Below are 21,772 nucleotides of genomic sequence, written 5' to 3'. Positions count from 1 at the left end.
CATAACGGATGATTTATGAACACGGACAATGATGTCCGTGTTTTTTTGTGTTCTTAGGTCAATAACCTACCAAGGGCATCTGAACATTTTCTGAACAGTTTCTTTAGCTTTCAAAGTATGAGGTGACACGTGAAGTAGGTAACGCTACCGGATGCTGTTAGTTATTACCAGCCATATGGTACTAAAGTATACCATCCCTACCCTCTTAGGGACTAAACGGCATCACACGAAAGTGAAGTGTAAAGGGATGCTATGAGGCATGTGACAAATGTTGCGCGTTGATAGAATAAAAGCAAGAGTTCTGAAATTTTCATGATTGCTTTCAAAATGAACACATGCGGAAGGAGGGTTACTGTGGAAAAGACGATTTTGGATTACATTAACCTGATTAAAAAAAGATTATGGTTAATCACGGTGTTCGTGCTTATCTCCTGCGCCACCACCTTCTATGTCAGCAAAAACTTCGTTGTCCCCGTCTACTCCGCCTCTGGACAGCTGCTGGTCAACAACGTCGTAAATGTTCCCGAGAGCAACAATCTCAACGCACTCAACTTCAGTCTTAACCTCATCGAGAGCTATAAGGAAATCATGAAGTCACCAACGATTATGAAGAGTGTGATTGCGGAGCATCCGGAATTTGGTCTGACGGCAGGCCAACTCGCTGCCAAGCTGCAGATCAAATCCTCAGAGAAAAGCCAGGTAATTAATCTGAGTGTGCAGGATGAGGATTACGCCACCGCAGCTACGATCGTAAACGCGGTCTCGCAAACATTCATCCGCAGCCTGCCGGCGCTTATGAATCTGGACAATGTAACGTTCCTGACCCCGGCGGACCCGGCAAATCAGCCTGGACCGGTCAATAGCGGTTCTACCATGAACATTATCATCAGCTTTGTAGTCTCGCTGATGGCGGCAGTAGGAATCATCCTGCTGATGGAAACGCTGAACGGTACATTAAGATCGGAGAAGGAAGCAGAGTTCGATCTTGGCCTCCCGGTCATTGCCAGTATTCCGGCAATCCGTAAACGTGATTTGGGCAAGGCGGCAAATGCTAAGGCAAGAGTAGGGGAGGGCGCTTATGTTACGGCTGAATAGAAGTTTGATTACGGACATGAACCCGTCCTCGCATATCTCTGAATCCTTCCGCTCGCTGCGTACCTACATCCGCCAGCTCGGTCTGCTGAAGGGCAATGGTGGACAGGTGCTGCTCTTCACTTCTGCGGAAGGCGGAGAAGGCAAGACAACGATCCTCTCCAATCTGGCCGTATCCTTTGTCCAGGACGGCAAGAAGGTGGCTGTTGTAGATTGCAATCTGAGGAAGCCCGGACTGCACAGTGTGTTCGAGGTAGAAGGAAGTCAAGGGCTGGCCGCATATCTGGGCGGTTATGAGGAAGCCAAAGATATTGCCGTATACGGTAGCCTGGCTAATCTGGCCGTCATTCCTGCCGGTATTACCAGTGTCAGTCCCCCGGATCTGCTCGGCAGCGACAAGATGTCAGCCCTGCTGGAAGAACTGAAAGCAAGCTTTGATCTGATTCTGCTGGATTCGCCGCAAGCGGTGGAATTCAGTGATGCCCGTATTCTGGCTCCGCTCTCAGACGGTGTTATCATCGTGGCCAGACATGGCCGGACGAAGCGTGAGTCTCTCCGCAAGCTGAAGGCTCTTATGGAACAAACAGGTGTAAGGATTCTCGGAATTGCGATGAACCAGACCAAATAATGTACTGAAGCGGCAAGGTGAATGAAACTTTTGGGAGGTATGTGTGATGAAAAAGGTCAAAAAGGTAATAATCCCGGCAGCCGGGTTAGGCACACGTTTCCTTCCGGCAACCAAAGCGATGCCTAAGGAAATGCTGCCCATTATCAACAAACCAACGATTCAATATATCGTGGAGGAAGCGATCGCTTCCGGGATCGAAGACATCATCATCGTTACCGGTAAAGGAAAGCGGGCGATTGAGGATCATTTCGATAATGCCTTTGAACTCGAATCCAGATTGCTTGAAGACGGTAAGCTGGAGCTGCTCAAAGAAGTACAGCGTTCCTCAAAAGTGGAAATTCACTATATCCGGCAAAAGGAACCCAAAGGTCTGGGCCATGCCGTATGGTGTGCCAGACGGTTTATCGGGGATGAACCCTTCGGCGTTATGCTCGGCGATGATATTGTAACCGGACAGGTCCCCTGCCTGAAGCAGCTGATTGACCAGTATGAAGAAACACAGAATTCAGTGATTGGTGTTCAGGTCATTCCTGATGAATTCACCAACCGTTACGGGATTATCGAACCGGATCTGCAGGACGGACGGCTCTACCGGGTTAACAACTTCGTGGAGAAGCCTCCGCTTGGAACAGCTCCTTCCAATCTGGCGATTATGGGACGTTACGTGTTCACACCGAAGATCTTCAAGTATCTGGACCTTCAGGAAAAAGGCGCGGGCGGCGAAATTCAGCTCACGGACGCGATCCAGAAGCTGAACCAGAGCGAACGGGTATATGCTTATAACTTTGATGGTACGCGATATGACGTTGGTGAACGCCTTGGTTACATTTTGACCACACTGGAATTTGCTCTACAGAGCGAAGATTTGCGCTATCCGGTCATGGATGCAATGTCGGAATGGCTGAAACAGGCTGGACAAACCACACTGAGCAGCTGAACCAACAATATTTAGGAGGAATGAGGAGAGATGAGCATGCAAAAACTGCCGGAAGACTATGAGGCCGTCCTGCCGAAACTTTACATGCTGCATGCCAATGAAGGAAGTAAGGAAATGGATTCCTATCTGGTATTGAAGCGGATTATCGACATTTTTTTCTCCGCTCTTGGCCTTCTCGTACTGCTGCCGCTGTTCGCGGTGGTGGCTGTCCTAATCAAGCTGGAGGATCCTAAAGGCAAAGTATTCTTCCGCCAGAACAGGGTCGGCAAGGATGAGAAGCTGTTCCCTATGTACAAATTCAGATCCATGGTCTCCAATGCCGAGGAGCTGAAGGCCAATCTGATGGCCTACAACGAGGTGAGCGGCGCAATGTTCAAGATCAAGAATGATCCCCGCATCACGCGGACAGGAAGATTCCTGCGCAAGACAAGTATTGACGAACTGCCTCAGCTCTGGAACGTGCTTATGGGCCATATGAGTCTGGTCGGCCCCCGTCCCCCGCTCGTTGAAGAGGTGGCGCAGTATACGGAGTATGACAAACAACGGCTGATGGTTACACCGGGCTGCACCGGGTACTGGCAGGTTAATGCCAGAAACAGCGTTGGCTTTGACGAAATGGTCCAGCTGGACCTGACCTATATCCACATGCGCAGCACTATGCTGGATCTTAAGATCATTGTCAAAACCGGCCTGATGCTGCTCGGCTCCAAAAATGCTTATTAAAATTATGGGAATTGGGTGAATGCCGATGCTTGTACACGGAGAAGTACCTAAGATTTCCATTATCATCTGCACCTACAACCGGTCGGCGCTGCTGGTCAAGACTCTTCATTCGCTGCTTCCGCTGGAGAATCTGGACCAGGCCGAAATCATCGTAGTGGATAACAGCTCCAAGGATGATACGGCAGCCGCCATCCGGAGGTTTATTGATACCTATGGTGCTGATATGGATATCCGTTATCTTCTGGAGCCGGTGCAAGGACTGTCGGCGGCCCGGAATACGGGAATTCTGGCTTCCAAATCGCCGCTCATCGCCTTCCTGGATGATGATGCGATACCTTGCCGGACCTGGATTAGTACGATCGTAAGTACGTTTGAACAGAAGCCGGAAGTGATGGCCATGGGCGGTAAAATTGCTCCGATCTTCGAGAGCAAACGGCCGGAATGGCTGATTAAGCCATTCGAGCTTCCATATACCATAGTTGATCTGGGCAACCGGATCAGGGAATATCCGAAGCGTCTGCACCCCTGCGGAGCCAATATGGCGATGCGCAAGATCGTGTTCGACATCAGCCTGTTTCCGCTGGAGCTGGGGAGAAAAGGTGATTCGCTGCTCTCCGGTGAAGAGACCTGGCTGTTCGGCCAAATCCAGCAGGAGGGGCATTCCATTCTCTATCATCCGGAGATGGCGGTGGATCATTTCGTACCGGCTAACCGATTGACGGAAGACTGGATTATGAAACGTTATTACAGCCAAGGCATATCCAATGCGATGAAAAGCGAAGGGATGAAGGGCAACCTGCTGCTGCTGGGCAAAACAGGAGCCAAGGTGATGTACATTCTGGCAGATTCCATTCTCTCCCGCAGTCAGGGAAGAAGGCTGCTGAATAAATGCCGGCTGGAGAGTATTCGCGGAACTCTCCATATGATTTGGAACCGGAAGAGGGAATCCGCAGCGGGGTGAGGGGAGTGCGTGACATGACTAATTTTGAATGGGGCTCCAAAATAAACGCTTTGCCATACGGAATGCTCTATCTCATGTCCGCATTATTCCTGGGGGCAGCAGTCATCTACCAGCCGGTCATAGCCATAGCTGCTGTACTCCTGATTATGCTGCTGTTCGTCTCCATCTCCCGTCCGGAACTGATCAGCTACTTCGTTCTGCTGACCACCGCAGTCTCGATTAACTTCCTGTTCAGCGGCAGTATGTTCGGTGTTGAGATTCTCTCACTCTACAAACTGGTTATCCTGATGCTGCTGGTGCCGTGCATTCTGGTCAACGGCCTGAAGTTCCGGCTCAGCCCCCCCCTGTGGGCGATGCTGGCGCTGGTCTTCATCACCTTCACCTTCTCCATCTGGCTGCCGGAGATGAGCTCATCGATTGCAGTCAAAGCTTTTATCGGATTATCGCTGCCCTTCGTATTCCTGCTTATCAATTGGAAGAAGGAGGTGGCTGAGAAGCAAATCCGCATCATCACCCTGCTGCCGCTGGTCAGTGTATTAGCCGGAGTGGTGCTGCAGGCGGCTCATCTGCATTCCTTACTCGACATCGAATTCACCGGCGCAGTACGGATTCAGGGGGCGAACATTCCGGCGCATCTGGCTATGCTGGCTTTCATGGGAGTCGCGATCGCATTCATTGAAATTAAGCGAAGCCCGCAGCATATCCGCTTTTACTACACAATGCTGGGTCTGAATTTCCTGATCCTCATTGGAACCGGGACACGGGGGCCGATTCTGGCACTGGTCCTGATGGTGCTCTATTATTTCTACGACATCTCACGCCAGTATTTAAAAGGCAAAACGAAATTCCTGATCCCGCTGCTGTGCTCGCTGCTGGTAATTACCTCAGCAGTATACCTGCAGCTCGATAACATCAAGAAACGTTCCTTCGAACGTACGACGGAAACGGGGGTCGACCTGTCAGGGCGTGCGGAAGCCTGGGAGTACTTCCTGAACAAAGCGGAGGATTCCCCCTATGCGGGACGGGGTCTTGGAGCGGTGACGGTGGCGAATGACGGATCGCTCTACAAAGGGTTTGTTGTTCCGCACAATGAGTATATCCGCTTCTACTTCGATGGAGGGTATTTCGGCGCAATCCTGCTGCTGCTTTCCTTGTTGGCTGTGTTCCTTCTGGTGTACAGGGCTTTGGCACCGCCGGTCAAACCTTATTATCTGCTCTTTATAGCAGCGTTTCTGATCTACTCATTTACAGATAACACGCTGTCGACGGTCCAATTCATCATTCCGTTCTGTTGGTACCTGAACTGCCTGTATCGATCTTCACAGCTGGCCGATTCCCCACAAAAAGAAGTGATACGATGAACCAAGTGAATATGTTCGATGTCAATTTCGATAACTATGATTTCATGGACCTGCTCGATTACATTGACAAAACGATTCAGGAAAGGAACCAGTCCTACATCCTGACATGCAATGTCGATCATGTGATCAAGCTCCGCAAGGACAAAGAGTTCCAGGAAGTCTATTCCGAAGCCGGAGCTGTTGTGGCAGACGGAATGCCGCTCATCTGGGCTTCCAAAATGCTCGGTAAGCCGCTGAAGCAAAAGGTATCGGGAGCAGATCTGTTCAGCAGGCTGGGCAATGCTTTTGAACAAAGGAAATACCGGCTGTTCTTCCTGGGCTCAGCGGAAGGCGTGCCGGAGCAGGCGACGAAGAACCTGAAAGCAGCTTATCCGGGTATCAATGTTGTCGGCTGCTATTCTCCTTCCTACGGCTTTGAGCACAACGAAGAAGAGAACCAGCGGATTATCCAGATGCTGACCGAGAGTCAGCCGGATATTGTGTTCGTAGGCGTGGGAGCGCCGAAGCAGGAGAAATGGATATACCGTCACTATACCTCTTATCAGGCGCCGATCTCGATCGGTGTGGGCGCAACCTTCGACTTCCTGTCAGGCTCGGTCAAACGGGCTCCGGATTTCATGCAGAGAACCGGAATGGAATGGCTGTGGAGGCTCAGTCAGGAGCCGGGCCGTCTATGGAAAAGATACCTTGTCGATGATGCCCAGTTCCTGGTGCTGCTCCTGAAGGAGCTGCGCAAGCGGGAAAAAGTGAAGAACAGCAAATCGCAATAAACGAGAAGCGGCGGAGACGGGAGGCGGGGGAATGAAGATGCTAAGCAGGGATGAGAACAGTCTGAGTCTTCCCTCTAGATCAGCTGTGAAGTCAGCGGCAGTGATGACCATGATCTGCGGCGCAGCAGTGATTCTGCCGCTGCTGATCGGCTTCGCCAGTGCGAAGCTCAGCTCATCGAACAGTCTGCAGGGCGTGATACTGGCAGGAATCCTCTTCCCGGCCTTCCTGCTGGCGCTGCTGAATACACGGCTGCTGATTCCTTACACGCTGCTGATCTGGGCGGTTGCTCCGGAGCTGCGGCGGATTGCAGACTGGTATGAAGGAGTGTATCACTCCGTATCACTGCTGAGTCTGGCGCCCCTGCTCACCGGAGCTACCTTAGCCATTCCGGTGCTGAAGGAGATTCACAAGATCCGCAAATCCTCTACCCGGATCCTTCTGCTGTTCTCCATTGCGCTGGCCTACGGCGCGATGATTGGCCTCGCGAAGAACGGCATTGGCTCGGTATACGATCTGGCGAATTATATCGTACCGCTGCTGCTGATTCCGTTCTTCGCGGTAACCCCGTACAAACCGAAGGATATCGACCGGCTGCTGTATGCTTTTGCCAATATCGCCGTGCTGGTTGCAGCGTATGGAATTGTACAGTATCTGACGGTTCCTCCGTGGGACGCCTTCTGGATGCGGAACGCGGATATGATGTCCATCGGAACACCGTATCCCCTGGAGATCCGGGTGTTCTCCACTCTGAATTCTCCGGGCCCGGCGGCAACCTTCCTGGTCTTCGCGCTGGTCCCGATGATTCTGGAGAAAAGATGGCAGGGAACACTGCGCTGGATTGGTGTTCTGCTCGTAGTAGTCTGCCTGCTGACTACGCTGGTGCGTTCCGCATGGCTGGTCCTGCTGGTAATGCTGCTGGTGTACATTGCCTCCTCTCCCTCCAAGGGCAAATGGAAAACTCTGCTGCAGCTTGTATTCGTGGCAGCCGCGCTGTTCACGATAGTTCCCAAGCTGCCGGGGGCAGAGGGGCTGGTCGCCCGGATGGAGACCCTCACCTCGGTGCAGGAGGATCATTCCTACAATGAACGTCTCAGCTTGTGGACGAACATGCTGCCGATGGTGGCAGGCAATCCGGTCGGTCAGGGTATCGGCAGCGTAGGACAGGGGACGAAGATCGGCAACGGCGGGGAGCTTGGTGAATACGGCAACATGGATAACGGTGTGATCGCACTGCTGCTTACCTTCGGAGTACTCGGCGCATTGTTCTTTTTCGGAGCCCTGGGGGCCGTCATTAAAGAGATTGCCGTCAGAGTAACCAGCAAGGATCACCTTCAGCCTTACGCCCGCCTGTCGCTGGCGGCATGGATGGGGGCTGTGGTAAGTCTGGTATCGGATAACGGATTTCCGGGTCTCAAGGGTTATCTGATCTGGATGCTGATCGGACTCGGACTCAGTGCCAAAGAGATTACTCAGAGCAGAAAGAAGGGTATACCACATGCAGCAGTTGAACGCGAAATCACTTCCCGCTAATACAGTCTGGTCCTCCCTCAGGCGCTTCACGAAGAGTAAGGACAACAGCTCGGCGGCCGTAAAAACAATGTTCGTCAGCGTATTGATTCTGCTGGTCAATATGCTGACCGGTGTGCTGACCGCCCGGTATCTCGGTCCGACAGGGCGGGGGGAACAGACCGCTATGGTGAACTGGTCACAATTCCTGGCGTTCAGCATGAGCTTCGGCATCCCCTCGGCACTGATCTACAACGCCAAGAAGAACCCGGATGAAGCCGGAGTACTGTACAGGGTGGCGCTGCTGATTGGACTTGTGTTCGGGACGATGGCCATGATCATCGGGATTATTGTTCTCCCGTATTGGCTGAAGTCCTTCAGCCATGATGTTGTGGTCTTCGCCCAGTGGTCGATGATCCTGTGTCCGCTGATTGTGGTCTCGCAGGTCAACAATGCGGCGTTCCAGTTCAGAGGGGATTACAAAACCTTCAACTGGCTGCGTTATCTGATTCCTCTGCTGACGCTGGCCGCGATTGGGATACTCATCCTGACCGGACACATGAATCCTTATACAACAGCGCTGGCCTATCTGGTCCCGTCGGTTCCGCTGTTCATCGGAATGACGGTCTCGCTGCTCCGCACCTACAAAGTAAAGCTGCGGGATGCCTATCTTAACTTCAAAAGATTGTTTACTTACGGTATGGGCTCCTACGGTAATGATCTGCTTGGACAGTTCTCGTATTACATAGACCAGATCATTATTGCCGGGCTGCTCCGGCCGGCCGATCTGGGGCTCTATGCGGTTGCTGTAAGCTTGTCGCGAATGGTCAACTTCTTCTCTAATTCGATTACGGTGGTCCTGTTCCCCAAAGCCTCCGAGATGTCAAAGGACGAAGCAGTAGCCCTTACCTTCAAGGCTTTCCGGATCAGCACCACCTGTACACTGCTTGGCGCACTGTTCCTGATGCTGGTTGCCCCGTTTGTTATCCCGCTGCTCTACGGCAAGGATTTCAACACGGCGCTTACCGTGTTCCGCCTGCTGCTGCTGGAAGTGACCATCAGCGGAGGGACGCTGATTCTGGCCCAGGTGTTCATGGCGCTGGGCAAGCCGAAGTTCGTATCCATCCTTCAGGGAGTCGGCCTGATCCTCGTGATTCCGCTGCTCTTCCTGCTGGTGCCGAAATTCGGATTGTTCGGAGCGGGAGTGGCTATGCTCTCATCGGCAGTGCTGCGGTTCCTGTTCATTATTCTTAATATCAGATACAACCTGAAGGTTAAGCTTCCGCGGCTGCTTATTAACGCCCAGGACCTTCAGTGGCTGAAGACGACGATGAATTCGTATATTCGCAAAAAACCTATGGATGTGTAAGCGGAAAGTGAGCAGAGGCACGATGCGAACTGCCTTTCTGCTTAAATGAAAAAGGACAGTGTTTGGAGGAAAGTAGAGAAAATTTGGAGCTGGAAGAAGCGTCAGCGTTCGCCTTTGTCTTCCGATTTCAACCGCAGTCAGCGGTTAATCAAGGAAATCGGAAGACAACAGCGATCGGAAGCCCAAATTTTCTCGGATTGACGATAGACACTGGACTGAAAAAGGAGGATACCTTCATGGATTCAATGACAAGCGTGCTTGGCGGCCGGGGGAGTTACCCGATATCGGCGGTCATCATCGCTCAGGATGACGAAGTTCGAATCTCCGCGGCTATTCAGTCCTGCCAGTTGTTCGCCGACGAGGTGGTTGTAATCGACGGGGGCAGCAAAGACGGGACAGTCCAACTGTCCGAGAGCCTGGGATGCCGGGTGTATGTTAACCCATGGCCCGGATACGCGAAGCAAAGGGAATTCGGAGTGGAACGCGCCGTCCATGATTGGGTCTTCCTGATTGATACCGACGAAGTGGTCAGTGAAGAGCTGGCGCGGGATATTCTGGAGCGCAAGCCGGGACTTACGGATGCCACCGTAGCGTTCTCGCTATACCGGATTGGTGATTTTCTCGGCAAATGGCTGGATAAGGGTGAGTACCTGGTGCGGCTGTATAACCGCAAGGAGTATGGCATCCGTAACAGCCTGGTGCATGAGATGCCCGAGGTATCCGAGGAACGGACGGTGAAGCTGAACGGAACGCTGTGGCATCAAGGCTTCCGCAGCATCAACGATCATGTAGCCCGGTTCAACAAATACACGGATCTGGAAGCGCAAAGCGCCTTTGCCAGCGGCAAGCCGTTCAAACTGAGCCACTTGCTGCTGCGTCCGCCGGCACGTTTCCTGCAGAAGTATTTCGTGCACGGCTTATTCAAAAAAGGGATTTCAGGCTTCGCGGTATCGATATTCTGGGTGATGTATGAATTCATGGTCGGCTTCAAGCATTACGAATTACACAGCTCCGGTAAGCTGACCCGGCATAACACCCAGGGCCAGGCCGACAAGGAGAACAAAGGGGAGAGAAGCTATGTCGTACAATGACGGATTGAACATTATGACGACCGGCCTCAGCTGGCCCTCGTTACAGCCCGGAGGACTGAACACCTATTTCAAATCCGTATGTGAGCAGCTCTCCACACGGAACCTGGTGCATGCCCTGATCTGTAGTCAGGAGACACCGGCTACCCCAAAGGAACTGATCATCCATAACGCCGGCGATCCCAAGGAGACGATCTGGAAACGCAAGGATGCCTTCCAGCGCAAGGCGGCGGACCTGATGGGAGACGGCAGCGGGCGGATTGATATCCTCTATACCCACTTCGCACCTTACGGCATCGGACCGGCGATTGAAGCGAAGAAGCGGGGCATTCCGGTGGTGATGACCTTCCACGGCCCCTGGAATGAAGAGATGAAGATCGAAGGTCAAGGCATCAAGCACAAGGTGAAAACAACGATTGCCAAATCGATTGAACATAAGGCTTACAAGCTGGCGGACAAATTCATTGTCCTAAGCGATTACTTCCGGGGTATGCTGCATGATCTGCATGGGGTGCCGCTGCACAAGATCATCGTCATTCCGGGGGCGGCCAATGTGGAACGGTTCGTGCCTTCCACCAACCGGCTGGCGGTCCGGCGGACACTGAATCTGCCGGAAGGCGCAACGACCGTGCTGACGGTCCGGCGGCTGATGAACCGGATGGGGCTGCTGCAGCTGCTCGAAGCCTGGAAGCAGGTCGCCGAGCGGTTCCCGAACGCGATTCTGCTGATCGGGGGCAAAGGCCCGCTGCGCGGGGAGCTCGAAGAGAAAATAGCCGATTACGGACTGGGCAACAAAGTCCGGCTCCTGGGCTATATTCCCGATCATGAGCTGGCCTCCTATTATCAGGCGGCGGATATGTTCGTCGTTCCTTCGCAGGCGCTGGAAGGCTTCGGCCTGATCACCGTTGAGGCGCTGGCCTCAGGACTTCCGGTGATGGCGACGCCGGTCGGCGGCAACAAGGAGATTCTGCAGGGCTTCCGGCCGGAGCTGCTGTTCAAGAGTGCAGGCAGCGATGATATGGCAGAAGGCATGATTCATATGCTGAGCAACCGCAAGCTGCTGCCGGGCCGTGACGAATGCCGGAATCATGTGCTGGAGAAATATACCTGGCAGCATGTGGGCGATCAAGTGGAGTCCGTATTCCTCGAAACTTTGGGAAAGGGTGTGAGCGTAGGATGATCAAAGTCGCTTATATTGATCACACCGCCAAATGGAGCGGCGGAGAGGTTGCCTTGTTCAACATTCTCACCAACATCGGTGAACAGATTCAACCGCTGGTGATTCTGGCGGAAGAAGGCACTTTGGCCGAACGCCTGCGGGAAAAGGGCATCGATGTCCGCATTATCCCGCTGGATGAGAGCATCCGCAGCCGCGGACGCAACGCTGTGAACCTCGGTGCTCCGGCTGCTGCAATGAAGCTGTTGGCCTACGGCCGTAAGCTTGCTCCGCTGCTCAAAGAGGAGAAGGTCGATTGCGTGCATACCAATTCACTGAAATCGGCATTTTACGGAGCGGTGGCTGCCAAAAAAGCCGGGGTGCCCCTGATCTGGCATATCCGGGACCATATCGGAGCCCCGTACCTGAAGCCGGTTGTCGCCAAGGCGATCCGGCTGCTGTCACGCCTGCTGCCGAACGGCGTCATCGCCAATTCCCATTCCACACTGAATGCCCTGGAGCTGCCGCGGTCAAAGAAGACGCTGGTCGTTTACTCCGCTTTTGCCAAAGCGATTGGTGAAGGAATCGGCAAGCGGGACCAGAAGGACTTCAACGTCCTGCTGGTGGGACGCCTGGCTCACTGGAAAGGCCAGCATATTGTACTGGAAGCCGCCAAGGCCTTCAAGAATGACAGCCGGGTGAAGTTCTGGCTTGCCGGAGACGCGCTGTTCGGAGAAGAGGAATACAAACAGGAATTAATTCAGCAGATGCAGCAAGGCAACATTACCAATGTCAGCCTGCTGGGTCATGTAGATGATATACAAGGACTTATGAACAAAGCCGATTTACTGATTCACACGTCGATCACCCCCGAGCCGTTTGGCCAGGTCATCGTCGAAGGTATGGCGGCTGGACTGCCGGTGATTGCCTCCAATGAAGGCGGACCGGTTGAGATTGTAGTTCCTGGCGTAACAGGAATGCTGATCCAGCCGGGAGATGCTACTGTACTTGCAGACTCCATCACCTGGATGCTGAACCATCCCGAAGAGCGTAGACGGATGGCGGATAATGGAATGAAACGGGTGAAAGAGCATTTTGTCATCGAGAATACGGTCAAGGATATCGTAGCGTACTACAAAGGTCTGCTGGCGGTTACCTGACCTCGCGCTTGGACAATGCTTAAGACTTGCTTCACGATCCGTTTCTACCATGCGTTCACTGCATGATGATGCTGCTCCATAAAACTTTGAGGATGATTCACATGAAAATTGCGATAGCGCACGATTACTTAATCCAAATGGGCGGAGCGGAAAGAGTGGTGGAGGTTTTTCATCACATGTATCCGGATGCTCCGATTTTCACAACGGTTTTTAACGGAAGCCGCCTGACCGATAACCTCAAAGATGCGGATATCCGGGCCTCCTGGCTGCAGAAAATCCCCGGCGTGAAGCGGAATTTCAAAGGGGTGCTGCCGCTCTATCCGATGGCTGTCCGCGATTTGGACTTCAGCGGATATGATATCGTCCTTAGCTCCAGCAGTGCTTTTATGAAAAGCATCCAGGTGCCCGAGTCTACGTTTCATCTGTGTTACTGCCATACCCCCATGCGGTTCGCCTGGGATTATGACACTTACATGGAGCGGCAATCCAATTCAGGATTATTCAAAAGACTGCTTAAGGTATATATGCAGCGGCTGAAGAGCTGGGATCAGCGTACCTCCAAGAATGTAAACCAGTTCGTAGCCAACTCCTCCGTCGTGAAGACGCGGATTCAGAATTATTATCACCGGGATTCCGATGTCATCTTCCCGCCGATTAATACAGCCCGCTTCACCAGCTCCCCTACCATTGGAGATTATTATCTGATCGTATCCCGGCTGGTTTCCTACAAGCGGATCGATCTGGCGGTAGAGGCATTCAACCGTAACGGCGTGAAGCTGTACATCGTGGGAGACGGGCCGGACCGCAAGCGTCTGGAAGGCATGGCCAAGGATAATATCTCTTTCCTGGGGCGGCTGGAGGATGAAGAAGTGACAGGACTGATGTCGCAGTGCCGGGCTTTTGTTTTTCCCGGAGAAGAGGATTTCGGCATTACGCCCCTGGAGGCGAATGCTGCAGGAAGACCGGTCATCGCCTATCAGGCCGGAGGAGCGCTGGACACGATTATTCCTTACGTCAACGGCGTGTTCTTCCAGCACCAGGAAGTTGATGATCTGCTCCAGGCCATTGATGAAGCAGAATCCTATGCGTGGGATATCGAGCAGATTATGGGCCATGCACGTAAATTTGATGAGCAGGCGTTTATGGTCCAGTTCAAGCAGTATGTGGAACAGGCCTACGTCAATTTCCTAAAAGGAGGATGATTGTATGAAACTCGCAGTAATCGGTACCGGCTATGTAGGTCTTGTCTCGGGCGTATGCTTCACCCTTAACGGAAATCATGTCATCTGTGTCGATAAGGATGAGGAAAAAATCAAGAAGCTGAACCGGATGGAATCCCCCATCTATGAGCCGGGCATTGAGGCGCTGATCGAAATGAATCTCCGCGAGGGCAGGCTGAGCTTCTCGGCCGATCTTAAGGATTCGGTCCGCCGCTCCGACATCGTCATCCTTGCCGTAGGGACCCCCTCACTGCCGGGCGGTGAAGCAGATCTAAGATATATTGAAGGGGCCGCCATTGAAATTGCGCAGGCGATGGAAGGCTACAAGATCATCATGACCAAGTCGACCGTACCCGTAGGCACCAATGAGAAAATCCGCAATTTGATCGCTTCGCATACGAATCATCCCTTCGATATTGTCTCCGCCCCTGAGTTCCTCCGTGAAGGCTCCGCGATCCGCGACACGCTGCATCCCGACCGGATCGTGATCGGACTTGATAATCCTGAGCTTGAGCCTACGATGCGCCAGCTGCATCAGGGCTTCACGGACAATGTATTCGTCACGGATATCCGCAGCGCCGAGATGATCAAATATGCATCAAATGCGTTCCTGGCCACTAAGATATCGTTCATTAACGAGATCGCCAATATATGCGAAAAAGTGGGAGCTGATGTAACCGAGGTAGCCGAGGGCATGGGAATGGACCGGAGAATCGGGTCTACCTTCCTGCAGGCCGGCATCGGTTATGGAGGCTCCTGTTTCCCGAAAGACACCAATGCGCTGATCCAGATTGCCGGCAACGTGGACTACGAGTTCAAGCTATTGAAATCGGTGGTCGAGGTCAATAAAGGACAGCGGTTCATGATTATCTCCAAGCTGCATGAATCGCTTGGCAGCCTGCGCGGCGCAGTTATCGGCATCTGGGGCCTTGCCTTCAAGCCGAACACCGATGATGTCCGCGAGGCGCCTGCCCGCGAAATCGTTGAAGCGCTGGTAGCTGAAGGTGCTACCGTCAAGCTGTATGATCCGATTGCCGCCGATAACTTCCGGCGAGAGTACGATCACCCGCAGCTCCGCTGGTGCGGACTGGCGGAAGAGGCTGCCGAAGGCAGCGACGCAGTATGCCTCCTGACCGACTGGAGCCAGTTCAAGGATATCGACCTGCATCAGCTCGCTGGGAGCATGCGCCGCCAGGTATTAATTGACGGCCGCAACGTCTATACCAAAGAGCAGATCGAAGGAACCGGCCTGGAGTATCATTCCGTCGGACGCCCGCAGATGGGCGGCCTTAGCGGCTTCTCCGCCAGCGTTGCTGGCGCGATCTAATCGTCTAGCGGATATCCCGCAGCCTCCCCAGAAGTGGCTGCTTAGGGAAATTAGAGGGAAAAATCCCTTTGATTTCACTGGATGCGGGCTAAACGAGGAAATGAGGAGCATTAATGCACTTGATTCCACCGGATGCGGGCCAAACGAGGAAATGAGGAGCACAAGTGCACTTGATCCTTGCCCTACCCGCCGCGTGAGTGAGCGGCAAGCCCTTGGAACAAGAGTCTTGTGTCTTGGTCTTGTGAGAGTCTTGTGAGAATCTTGTGTTGCCCCCGCTGCTACGGCGAGCGGGAGTCCCTTGGAACAAGAGGCACTTAAGCATCTTTAAATCTTTCCTGCCGCGCAAGCATAGCGGCAGCCACGGTTCAATTGCCGCAACAACAAGCGGCAATAGCTGGATCTTTAGCCGGGAGCTTCGCCTGCGGGCGAAGCGAATAGCCCCAGCTGTTATGTAATGGAACGGAGAGGAATTTTGGAACTGTAGGAGCGTTAGCGTCCGCCTTTGTCTCTGGATTTCTACCGCGAAGAGCGGTCTAATCAGGAAATCCGGAGGCAACAGCGGCCGAAAGTCCAAACATTCCTTGCAGTGACTCTCATAACAGCCAGCGCATTAAGCTTTTCCGCAATCTGCAGCTCCCAATAACAATCCGATATTTTCGCGACATCACATAAACTTAGGAGGGTTCACTTATGAAACTAGTACTTCTATCAGGCGGTTCTGGTAAACGGCTCTGGCCCTTGTCCAATGATTCACGTTCGAAGCAATTTCTGAAAGTACTGGAAAGCCCGGCAGGTGAACCGGAATCCATGGTACAGCGGGTATGGAGACAGCTGCAGGAGACAGGGATGGCGGAATCGTCCTACCTGGCTACCGGCCGCAGCCAGGTAGAGATGATTCAGAGCCAGCTGGGCAGCGGGGTGCCGATTATCGTTGAGCCGGAGCGGCGCGATACCTTCCCTGCTATTGCATTGACTGCAGCATACCTGTATTCGATCGCCGGTGTTTCACCAAGCGAGACGGTAGCCATCCTGCCCGTCGACCCTTATGTGGAGTCGTCCTTCTTCGATACCGTTCTGCAGCTGGAGAGCACGATGCTGGAGAGCGGCGCCAATCTGGCGCTGATGGGCGTAGTTCCGGAGCATGCTTCCGAGAAATACGGCTATATCATTCCTACCAGCGCCGAAGCGGGAGCGAGCGGGTATCTGCAGGTCAGCCACTTCCAGGAGAAGCCGGACCGCAAGCAGGCTGAGGAGCTAATCAGTCGGAACGCCCTCTGGAACTGCGGCGTGTTTGCTTTCCGTCTTGGGTATCTGCTGGATATTCTGCAGCGCAAAGGACTGCCACTGAACTATGAGGAACTGCAGAAGCAGTATAAACTGCTGGCTTCCATCAGTTTTGATTATGAGGTGGTAGAAAAAGAAGAGAATATCGTGGTTCAGCCTTACGCCGGATTCTGGAAGGACCTGGGCACCTGGAATACGCTGACCGAAGAAATGACCAGCAATCATGTTGGCAAAGGTTTCGTCACTGCAGATTCCGAAGGCACCTGCCTTATCAACGAACTGGACATTCCGATCACCGTGATCGGGGCGAAGGATCTGATTATCGCCGCCAGCCCGGACGGAATTCTGGTTACGCACAAGGCGGAGAGCCCGCGCATTAAGGAAGTGCTGAAATCTTTTGAACAAAGACCGATGTACGAAGAACGCCGCTGGGGCCACTACAAGGTAATTGATTATGTGAAATATGCGGAAGGTAATGAGGTGCTGACGAAGCGGATCTTTATCTCTGAAGGTAAAAATATCAGCTATCAGCTGCATCACAAACGCAGTGAAATCTGGACCATTGTCAGCGGTGAAGCCAGCATTGTGCTCAATGAGAAAATGCATAATGTAAAGGCGGGGGATGTCGTACGGATTCCGGAAGGCACCAAGCATGCGATCCTGGCATTGACAGATATGGAATTTATCGAAGTGCAGACCGGCTCTGAGCTGGTGGAGGAAGATAACATCCGAATCACCTTGGATTGGGAAGATATCGCCTTGCAGCAATTTATTTCGTAGGTCTAATCTATCTATATAACCAATTGTTACAAATCCAAAACAGGTATTAAGAACCAATTATTAAGAAAAATTCATTTTTGCTCTAAATTAAAACTAAATAGAGACGATACTTACGGTAAGAGGGATTAATCCTTCCAATACGACAAAGGCAAACCTAATCGAAAGATAGGGACGCAAAGCTATAGGGCCTTCGCAAGAGTGGCAGCCTGGCTACCGAAAGGAAGATGGATTTTGATAACTTACCGTAAGTCTCGTTTGCTGTGCACTGTGCTGTCTCTGGCCCTTTTATTGACTGCAGTACCTCTGGGACTCGGCGGAATGCCTTCATCTGCAGAAGCTGCATCTAGTTCCAAAGCGCCCGTTAATCCGGAGGCTTCAACCGAAGCAGTCAGATTGCTGGACGATCTGTATTCTATCACTGGAAAAGGCATTATTACCGGCCAACATGACTATCTGGAAAGTCCGGACGAATTCAGCAACAAGCTGAAGGGAACCAGCGGACAATATGCTGCTCTTCACGGGTATGAACTGGGCGTAATTAGCGGGCAATCGGAAAGTACAGCAGCGGCGCAGCGCAGAAATGTTGTGAACAGCGCGATCAACTGGTATAAGGGCGGCGGCATTGTAGCCATGACTTTTCATGAGAATCTGCCCGGTACCGCATACCTCTGGTCCAATGTTCAGAAACCGCTGAGCCAGGCGGAATTCAATAAATATATTACTCCAGGTACAACACAGTACACTGCATTGATTGCAGATCTGGACAAAGTGGCAGTTTCACTTAAAAGCCTGCGGGATGCTGGTGTTCCCGTACTCTGGAGACCTTACCACGAAATGAACGGTAACTGGTTCTGGTGGGGGAAGAAAAATAACTTTGCTTCGCTTTGGAATATTATGTATGACCGTTTCGTGAACGTTCATAAATTAAACAACCTGCTGTGGGTATGGAACCCCAATGCACCCAATGCCTGGTCTGATCCTTATGCGCTGACCTATCCGGGGGCTGACAAGGTGGATGTACTCGCGGCAGATATATATGAGAACGATTATATGAATAAATACCATGACGGCCTGCTTGCCCTTGCGAATGGCAAACCGATTGCCATTGGCGAGAATGGACAAATGCCAAGCACGGCAAAGCTGCAGCTCTCCCAGAAAAATTGGGTATATATGATGAGCTGGGGAAAAATGCTGTATGAAACCAATACCGATGCTACCATCAAAAGCTTCATGAGCGACAGCTATACGGTGACCCGGGACGATTATAAAGCAGGCACATTTGCTCCGTCAACGCCGGTACCAACAGCAACGCCAACGCTGGTACCAACAGCAACGCCAACGCCGGTACCAACAGCAACGCCAACGCCGGTACCAACAGCAACGCCAACGCCGGTACCAACAGCAACGCCAACGCCGGTACCGACAGCAACACCAATGCCGGTACCGACTGCAATGCCGATCCCGACGCCCCCTGCTTCCAATGATACTGTGACGGCCCCCGTCGTTCAGAATGGTCTTCAGGGGGAATACTACAAGAACATGACGCTTTCGGGCACTCCGGTTCTGGTCCGGAAGGATGCGCTGCTGAACTTTAACTGGCGCCAGACAGCGCCGGATGCGAAGCTCGGAGTGGATAGCTTTTCTATCCGCTGGACGGGTCAGATCAAACCGACTTTCAGTGAAACCTATCAGATTATCACTACATCCGATGACGGTATCCGCGTCTATATTGACGGCACAGCTGTAATCAACAGCTGGACCAAACAGAGCGGTACCGAGCGTACAGGAAGCATAAACCTGCAAGCAGGCCAGCTCTATGATATCAAAGTGGAGTATTACGAGAATGCAGGCGATGCCAATATCCGTCTGATGTGGCAGAGTCCAAGCCAGGCGAAGGCAACTGTCCCTACAAGCGCGTTATTTGTGAACACGGCTGCTTCTTCAGCCAGCAAAGCAGGCTTGGATGCTCCGGCAGTGACTGCAACACCAGTACCAACAGCAACGCCATTACCAGTATCAACACCAACACCGGTGCCAACAGCGGCACCGACGCCAACAGCGGCACCGACGCCAACAGCGGCACCGACGCCAACAGCAACACCGGTGCCAACAGCGGCACCGACGCCAACAGCGGCGCCAACACCAACAGCGACACCAACGCCGACAGAAGGTTCAACGCCGGAGAATCTTACGGCGGAGGCTCCGGCGGTGAACGGGCTGGTTGCGGAATATTTCAATAATATGACGTTGTCTGGTGCCCCGGCAGTGGTACGTACCGATGCAGTGCTTGACTTCAACTGGCGTCAAGGCACGCCGGATGCCGCAATCGGCATAGATTTCTTCTCTGTACGCTGGAGCGGTAAGCTCAAGCCGCTATACACTGAGACTTATCAGATTTATACCACTTCAGATGACGGCATCCGCGTACGGATCAATGGTGAGCTTGTGATCGACAGCTGGATGAAGCAGAGCGGGACCGAACGCACAGGAAGCATAAGCCTGACAGCCGGTCAGCTATATGATATACAAGTGGAGTACTACGAGAATCAAGGAGATGCCAGAGCACGCCTGATGTGGGAGAGTCCGAGCCAAGTTAAGGCAACGGTTCCCGCGAGCGCACTGTTTCTCCCTTCCGCTTCCTAGGATCATACCCCCGCAGCTGTATTCATTATTGGCGCTGATACTGGTTAAGACGTTACAATTCTAAATCCTATAAAGTCCAATCTTAATGGCCCTGCTATTAGCAGGGCTACTAAGCTATAGACCATCCGGTTAATTCATTGCAGCCTCTTAACAGAGAACTGCATACCTGCCTGCCTAAGGCGGCAGTGAAACCCGGGGAAAGGAGATTATATTGAACACTTACCGTAAGTACAGGCTATATACAACAATTATTCCTATTATCCTTATCCTTTCACTTCTGCCATGGGGGGAGGCGCGCAGTCTTCCCGTAGCACGCCCCGTAAACACTCCTGCCGTTTCCATCAAACCCGTTAATCCCTCCGCTTCCAAGGAAGCTGCTGCACTGCTCAGCTATCTGTCCGATCTCAGCGGCAAGGGCATGATCTCCGGCCAGCATGATTACCTGGAGAGCCCCGATGAATTCAATAATAAGCTTAAGAACGCAAGCGGACAGTACGCCGTTCTGCACGGCTACGAGCTGGGAGCCATCAACAACCAGTCCAAGGAGACCATTGCCAGGCAGCGTCAGGCTGTCGTAGACAGTGCCATTAAGTGGCACAAAGGCGGAGGCATTGTAGCGATGACCTTCCATCAGAATCTGCCGGGAACCTCTCCCGAATGGGCTAATGTAAAAATGAATCTGAGCCAGGACAAATTTGACGCATACGTTACTCCGGGAACTCCTCAGTACAAAGCTCTGATCGCCGAGCTGGATGAGGTAGCCGGGTACTTGGGAGAACTGCGGGATGCCGGAGTTCCGGTTTTATGGCGTCCATATCATGAAATGAACGGCAACTGGTTCTGGTGGGGGCACAAGGATAACTTTGCCCGGCTGTGGGATATAGTGTACGACCGTATGGTGAACACACATAAGCTGAATAACCTGCTCTGGGTATGGAACCCGAATGCACCGAACGAGTGGGCGAAGCCTTACAGCGATTATTATCCGGGTGCCTCCAAGGTGGATGTACTGGCAGCCGATATTTATAACAATGACTTCAAGCAGTCCTATTACGAGAACCTTCTGATGCTGGCTGACGGCAAACCCATCGGTATCGGGGAGAGCGGAGAGCTTCCAGACCCTGTCATATTGTCTCAAACCCAGAGTAAATGGGTATATACGATGACATGGGGGAAAATGCTGCTTGAGAATAATAATCTCCAGAAAATTCAAAGCTTTATGAGCAATAAGTACACCGTATCACGGGATGATTACAAGCTGGCACTGAATGCTCAAATCAACACACTTGCTGCGGTATCGCGCAACGGTCTCAAGGGGCAATACTTCGGCAATACGGAGCTGTCCGGCAAACCGATGCTTACCCGGAATGATAACAGGATTGACTTCAACTGGCATGGGGATTCGCCGGCGCCGGGAATCGGCAAGGACTCTTTTTCCGTACGCTGGACCGGTAAGATCAAGCCAGTCTACAGTGAAAAGTATACTTTCACAGCCTCTTCTGATGACGGCATCCGTGTGTGGATCGGCGGCAAGCTGATCATTGACAGCTGGAAGAAGCAAAGCGGTGTCAGCCGGGAGGGAAGTATAACTCTTACAGCCGCAACTGCCTACGATATTAAAGTGGAGTATTATGAGAATCACGGTGACGCAAGCGTTCGTCTGATGTGGCAAAGCCCGCGCCAGAAGCAGGCGTTGATTTCCCAGAATGCGCTGACTCTTCCTTAAGGAATGAAGCTGGTCATGATGAATGAAGCTCTACGGAACC

At 52.5% G+C, this 21,772-nt stretch carries 17 protein-coding genes and 1 riboswitch; all 17 genes read left to right on the top strand.

The features are described 5' to 3' along the window. The first annotated feature begins 354 nt into the window (after nt 1-354). Entirely contained in the window at nt 355-1,095 is a 741-nt protein-coding gene (locus MKZ24_RS32655; RefSeq protein ID WP_039302983.1) for a YveK family protein, read from the top strand. Further along, nucleotides 1,079-1,720, top strand: a complete 642-nt coding sequence (locus MKZ24_RS32650; RefSeq protein ID WP_042232862.1) for a CpsD/CapB family tyrosine-protein kinase — start codon at nt 1,079-1,081, stop codon at nt 1,718-1,720. Before MKZ24_RS32655 ends, MKZ24_RS32650 begins: the two co-directional genes overlap by 17 nt. Nucleotides 1,721-1,766: 46 nt before the next feature. Then, nucleotides 1,767-2,657, top strand: coding sequence for a UTP--glucose-1-phosphate uridylyltransferase GalU (gene galU / locus MKZ24_RS32645; RefSeq protein ID WP_042232864.1), 891 nt, complete (start codon nt 1,767-1,769; stop codon nt 2,655-2,657). Between the two features lie 30 nt (nt 2,658-2,687). Next, entirely contained in the window at nt 2,688-3,380 is a 693-nt protein-coding gene (locus MKZ24_RS32640) for a sugar transferase (protein WP_039302991.1), read from the top strand. A 19-nt stretch (nt 3,381-3,399) separates the two neighbouring features. Next, nucleotides 3,400-4,341 (top strand): glycosyltransferase, encoded by a 942-nt coding sequence (locus MKZ24_RS32635; protein ID WP_231637773.1) that lies wholly within the window; start codon nt 3,400-3,402, stop codon nt 4,339-4,341. 14 nt (nt 4,342-4,355) lie between these two features. Then, nucleotides 4,356-5,702 carry an O-antigen ligase family protein gene (locus MKZ24_RS32630; protein ID WP_042232866.1) on the top strand — a complete coding sequence of 449 codons (1,347 nt, stop codon included), beginning with the start codon at nt 4,356-4,358 and terminating at the stop codon, nt 5,700-5,702. Next, entirely contained in the window at nt 5,699-6,472 is a 774-nt protein-coding gene (locus MKZ24_RS32625; RefSeq protein WP_042232868.1) for a WecB/TagA/CpsF family glycosyltransferase, read from the top strand. The genes MKZ24_RS32630 and MKZ24_RS32625 overlap by 4 nt, the downstream gene beginning before the upstream one ends. 31 nt (nt 6,473-6,503) lie before the next feature. Next, nucleotides 6,504-8,003 carry an O-antigen ligase family protein gene (locus MKZ24_RS32620; protein WP_042232869.1) on the top strand — a complete coding sequence of 500 codons (1,500 nt, stop codon included), beginning with the start codon at nt 6,504-6,506 and terminating at the stop codon, nt 8,001-8,003. Further along, on the top strand, nt 7,969-9,348 hold the full coding sequence (locus MKZ24_RS32615; protein WP_042232871.1) for an oligosaccharide flippase family protein: 1,380 nt from the start codon (nt 7,969-7,971) through the stop codon (nt 9,346-9,348). The genes MKZ24_RS32620 and MKZ24_RS32615 overlap by 35 nt, the downstream gene beginning before the upstream one ends. Before the next feature lie 236 nt (nt 9,349-9,584). Further along, nucleotides 9,585-10,439: a glycosyltransferase family 2 protein gene (locus MKZ24_RS32610; protein ID WP_042232872.1), complete on the top strand. Its 855-nt coding sequence runs from the start codon at nt 9,585-9,587 to the stop codon at nt 10,437-10,439. Then, nucleotides 10,426-11,616 carry a glycosyltransferase family 4 protein gene (locus MKZ24_RS32605; RefSeq protein ID WP_042232874.1) on the top strand — a complete coding sequence of 397 codons (1,191 nt, stop codon included), beginning with the start codon at nt 10,426-10,428 and terminating at the stop codon, nt 11,614-11,616. The genes MKZ24_RS32610 and MKZ24_RS32605 overlap by 14 nt, the downstream gene beginning before the upstream one ends. After that, nucleotides 11,613-12,752 carry a glycosyltransferase family 4 protein gene (locus MKZ24_RS32600; RefSeq protein WP_042232878.1) on the top strand — a complete coding sequence of 380 codons (1,140 nt, stop codon included), beginning with the start codon at nt 11,613-11,615 and terminating at the stop codon, nt 12,750-12,752. The genes MKZ24_RS32605 and MKZ24_RS32600 overlap by 4 nt, the downstream gene beginning before the upstream one ends. 101 nt (nt 12,753-12,853) lie before the next feature. Continuing rightward, entirely contained in the window at nt 12,854-13,954 is a 1,101-nt protein-coding gene (locus MKZ24_RS32595) for a glycosyltransferase (RefSeq protein ID WP_042232879.1), read from the top strand. 4 nt (nt 13,955-13,958) lie between these two features. Continuing rightward, nucleotides 13,959-15,299 carry a UDP-glucose dehydrogenase family protein gene (locus MKZ24_RS32590; RefSeq protein ID WP_042232881.1) on the top strand — a complete coding sequence of 447 codons (1,341 nt, stop codon included), beginning with the start codon at nt 13,959-13,961 and terminating at the stop codon, nt 15,297-15,299. 690 nt (nt 15,300-15,989) lie between these two features. Continuing rightward, a complete protein-coding gene (locus MKZ24_RS32585) occupies nt 15,990-17,363 on the top strand; it encodes a sugar phosphate nucleotidyltransferase (protein ID WP_039302273.1) in 1,374 nt (457 codons plus the stop codon). A 137-nt stretch (nt 17,364-17,500) separates the two neighbouring features. Then, nucleotides 17,501-17,581: riboswitch (cyclic di-GMP riboswitch) on the top strand. Between the two features lie 13 nt (nt 17,582-17,594). Next, nucleotides 17,595-20,006 (top strand): PA14 domain-containing protein, encoded by a 2,412-nt coding sequence (locus MKZ24_RS32580; protein WP_340789962.1) that lies wholly within the window; start codon nt 17,595-17,597, stop codon nt 20,004-20,006. A gap of 211 nt (nt 20,007-20,217) precedes the next feature. Then, nucleotides 20,218-21,732 (top strand): glycosyl hydrolase, encoded by a 1,515-nt coding sequence (locus MKZ24_RS32575; RefSeq protein WP_042232883.1) that lies wholly within the window; start codon nt 20,218-20,220, stop codon nt 21,730-21,732. Nucleotides 21,733-21,772 lie beyond the last annotated feature (40 nt).

Origin of the sequence: Paenibacillus sp. FSL R7-0297, assembly GCF_038009025.1 — a bacterium.
Taxonomy (GTDB): domain Bacteria; phylum Bacillota; class Bacilli; order Paenibacillales; family Paenibacillaceae; genus Paenibacillus_AQ.
The sequence above is the reverse complement of the archived record's forward strand: the minus strand, read 5'-3'. Positions and strand labels throughout refer to the sequence as shown.

Coding starts and splice junctions, on each gene's coding strand:
- MKZ24_RS32650 (WP_042232862.1), top strand. CDS start 1,079: ATGTTACGGCTGAATAGAAGTTTGATTACGGACATGAACCCGTCCTCG.
- galU (WP_042232864.1), top strand. CDS start 1,767: ATGAAAAAGGTCAAAAAGGTAATAATCCCGGCAGCCGGGTTAGGCACA.
- MKZ24_RS32640 (WP_039302991.1), top strand. CDS start 2,688: ATGAGCATGCAAAAACTGCCGGAAGACTATGAGGCCGTCCTGCCGAAA.
- MKZ24_RS32635 (WP_231637773.1), top strand. CDS start 3,400: ATGCCGATGCTTGTACACGGAGAAGTACCTAAGATTTCCATTATCATC.
- MKZ24_RS32630 (WP_042232866.1), top strand. CDS start 4,356: ATGACTAATTTTGAATGGGGCTCCAAAATAAACGCTTTGCCATACGGA.
- MKZ24_RS32625 (WP_042232868.1), top strand. CDS start 5,699: ATGAACCAAGTGAATATGTTCGATGTCAATTTCGATAACTATGATTTC.
- MKZ24_RS32620 (WP_042232869.1), top strand. CDS start 6,504: ATGAAGATGCTAAGCAGGGATGAGAACAGTCTGAGTCTTCCCTCTAGA.
- MKZ24_RS32615 (WP_042232871.1), top strand. CDS start 7,969: ATGCAGCAGTTGAACGCGAAATCACTTCCCGCTAATACAGTCTGGTCC.
- MKZ24_RS32610 (WP_042232872.1), top strand. CDS start 9,585: ATGGATTCAATGACAAGCGTGCTTGGCGGCCGGGGGAGTTACCCGATA.
- MKZ24_RS32605 (WP_042232874.1), top strand. CDS start 10,426: ATGTCGTACAATGACGGATTGAACATTATGACGACCGGCCTCAGCTGG.
- MKZ24_RS32600 (WP_042232878.1), top strand. CDS start 11,613: ATGATCAAAGTCGCTTATATTGATCACACCGCCAAATGGAGCGGCGGA.
- MKZ24_RS32595 (WP_042232879.1), top strand. CDS start 12,854: ATGAAAATTGCGATAGCGCACGATTACTTAATCCAAATGGGCGGAGCG.
- MKZ24_RS32590 (WP_042232881.1), top strand. CDS start 13,959: ATGAAACTCGCAGTAATCGGTACCGGCTATGTAGGTCTTGTCTCGGGC.
- MKZ24_RS32585 (WP_039302273.1), top strand. CDS start 15,990: ATGAAACTAGTACTTCTATCAGGCGGTTCTGGTAAACGGCTCTGGCCC.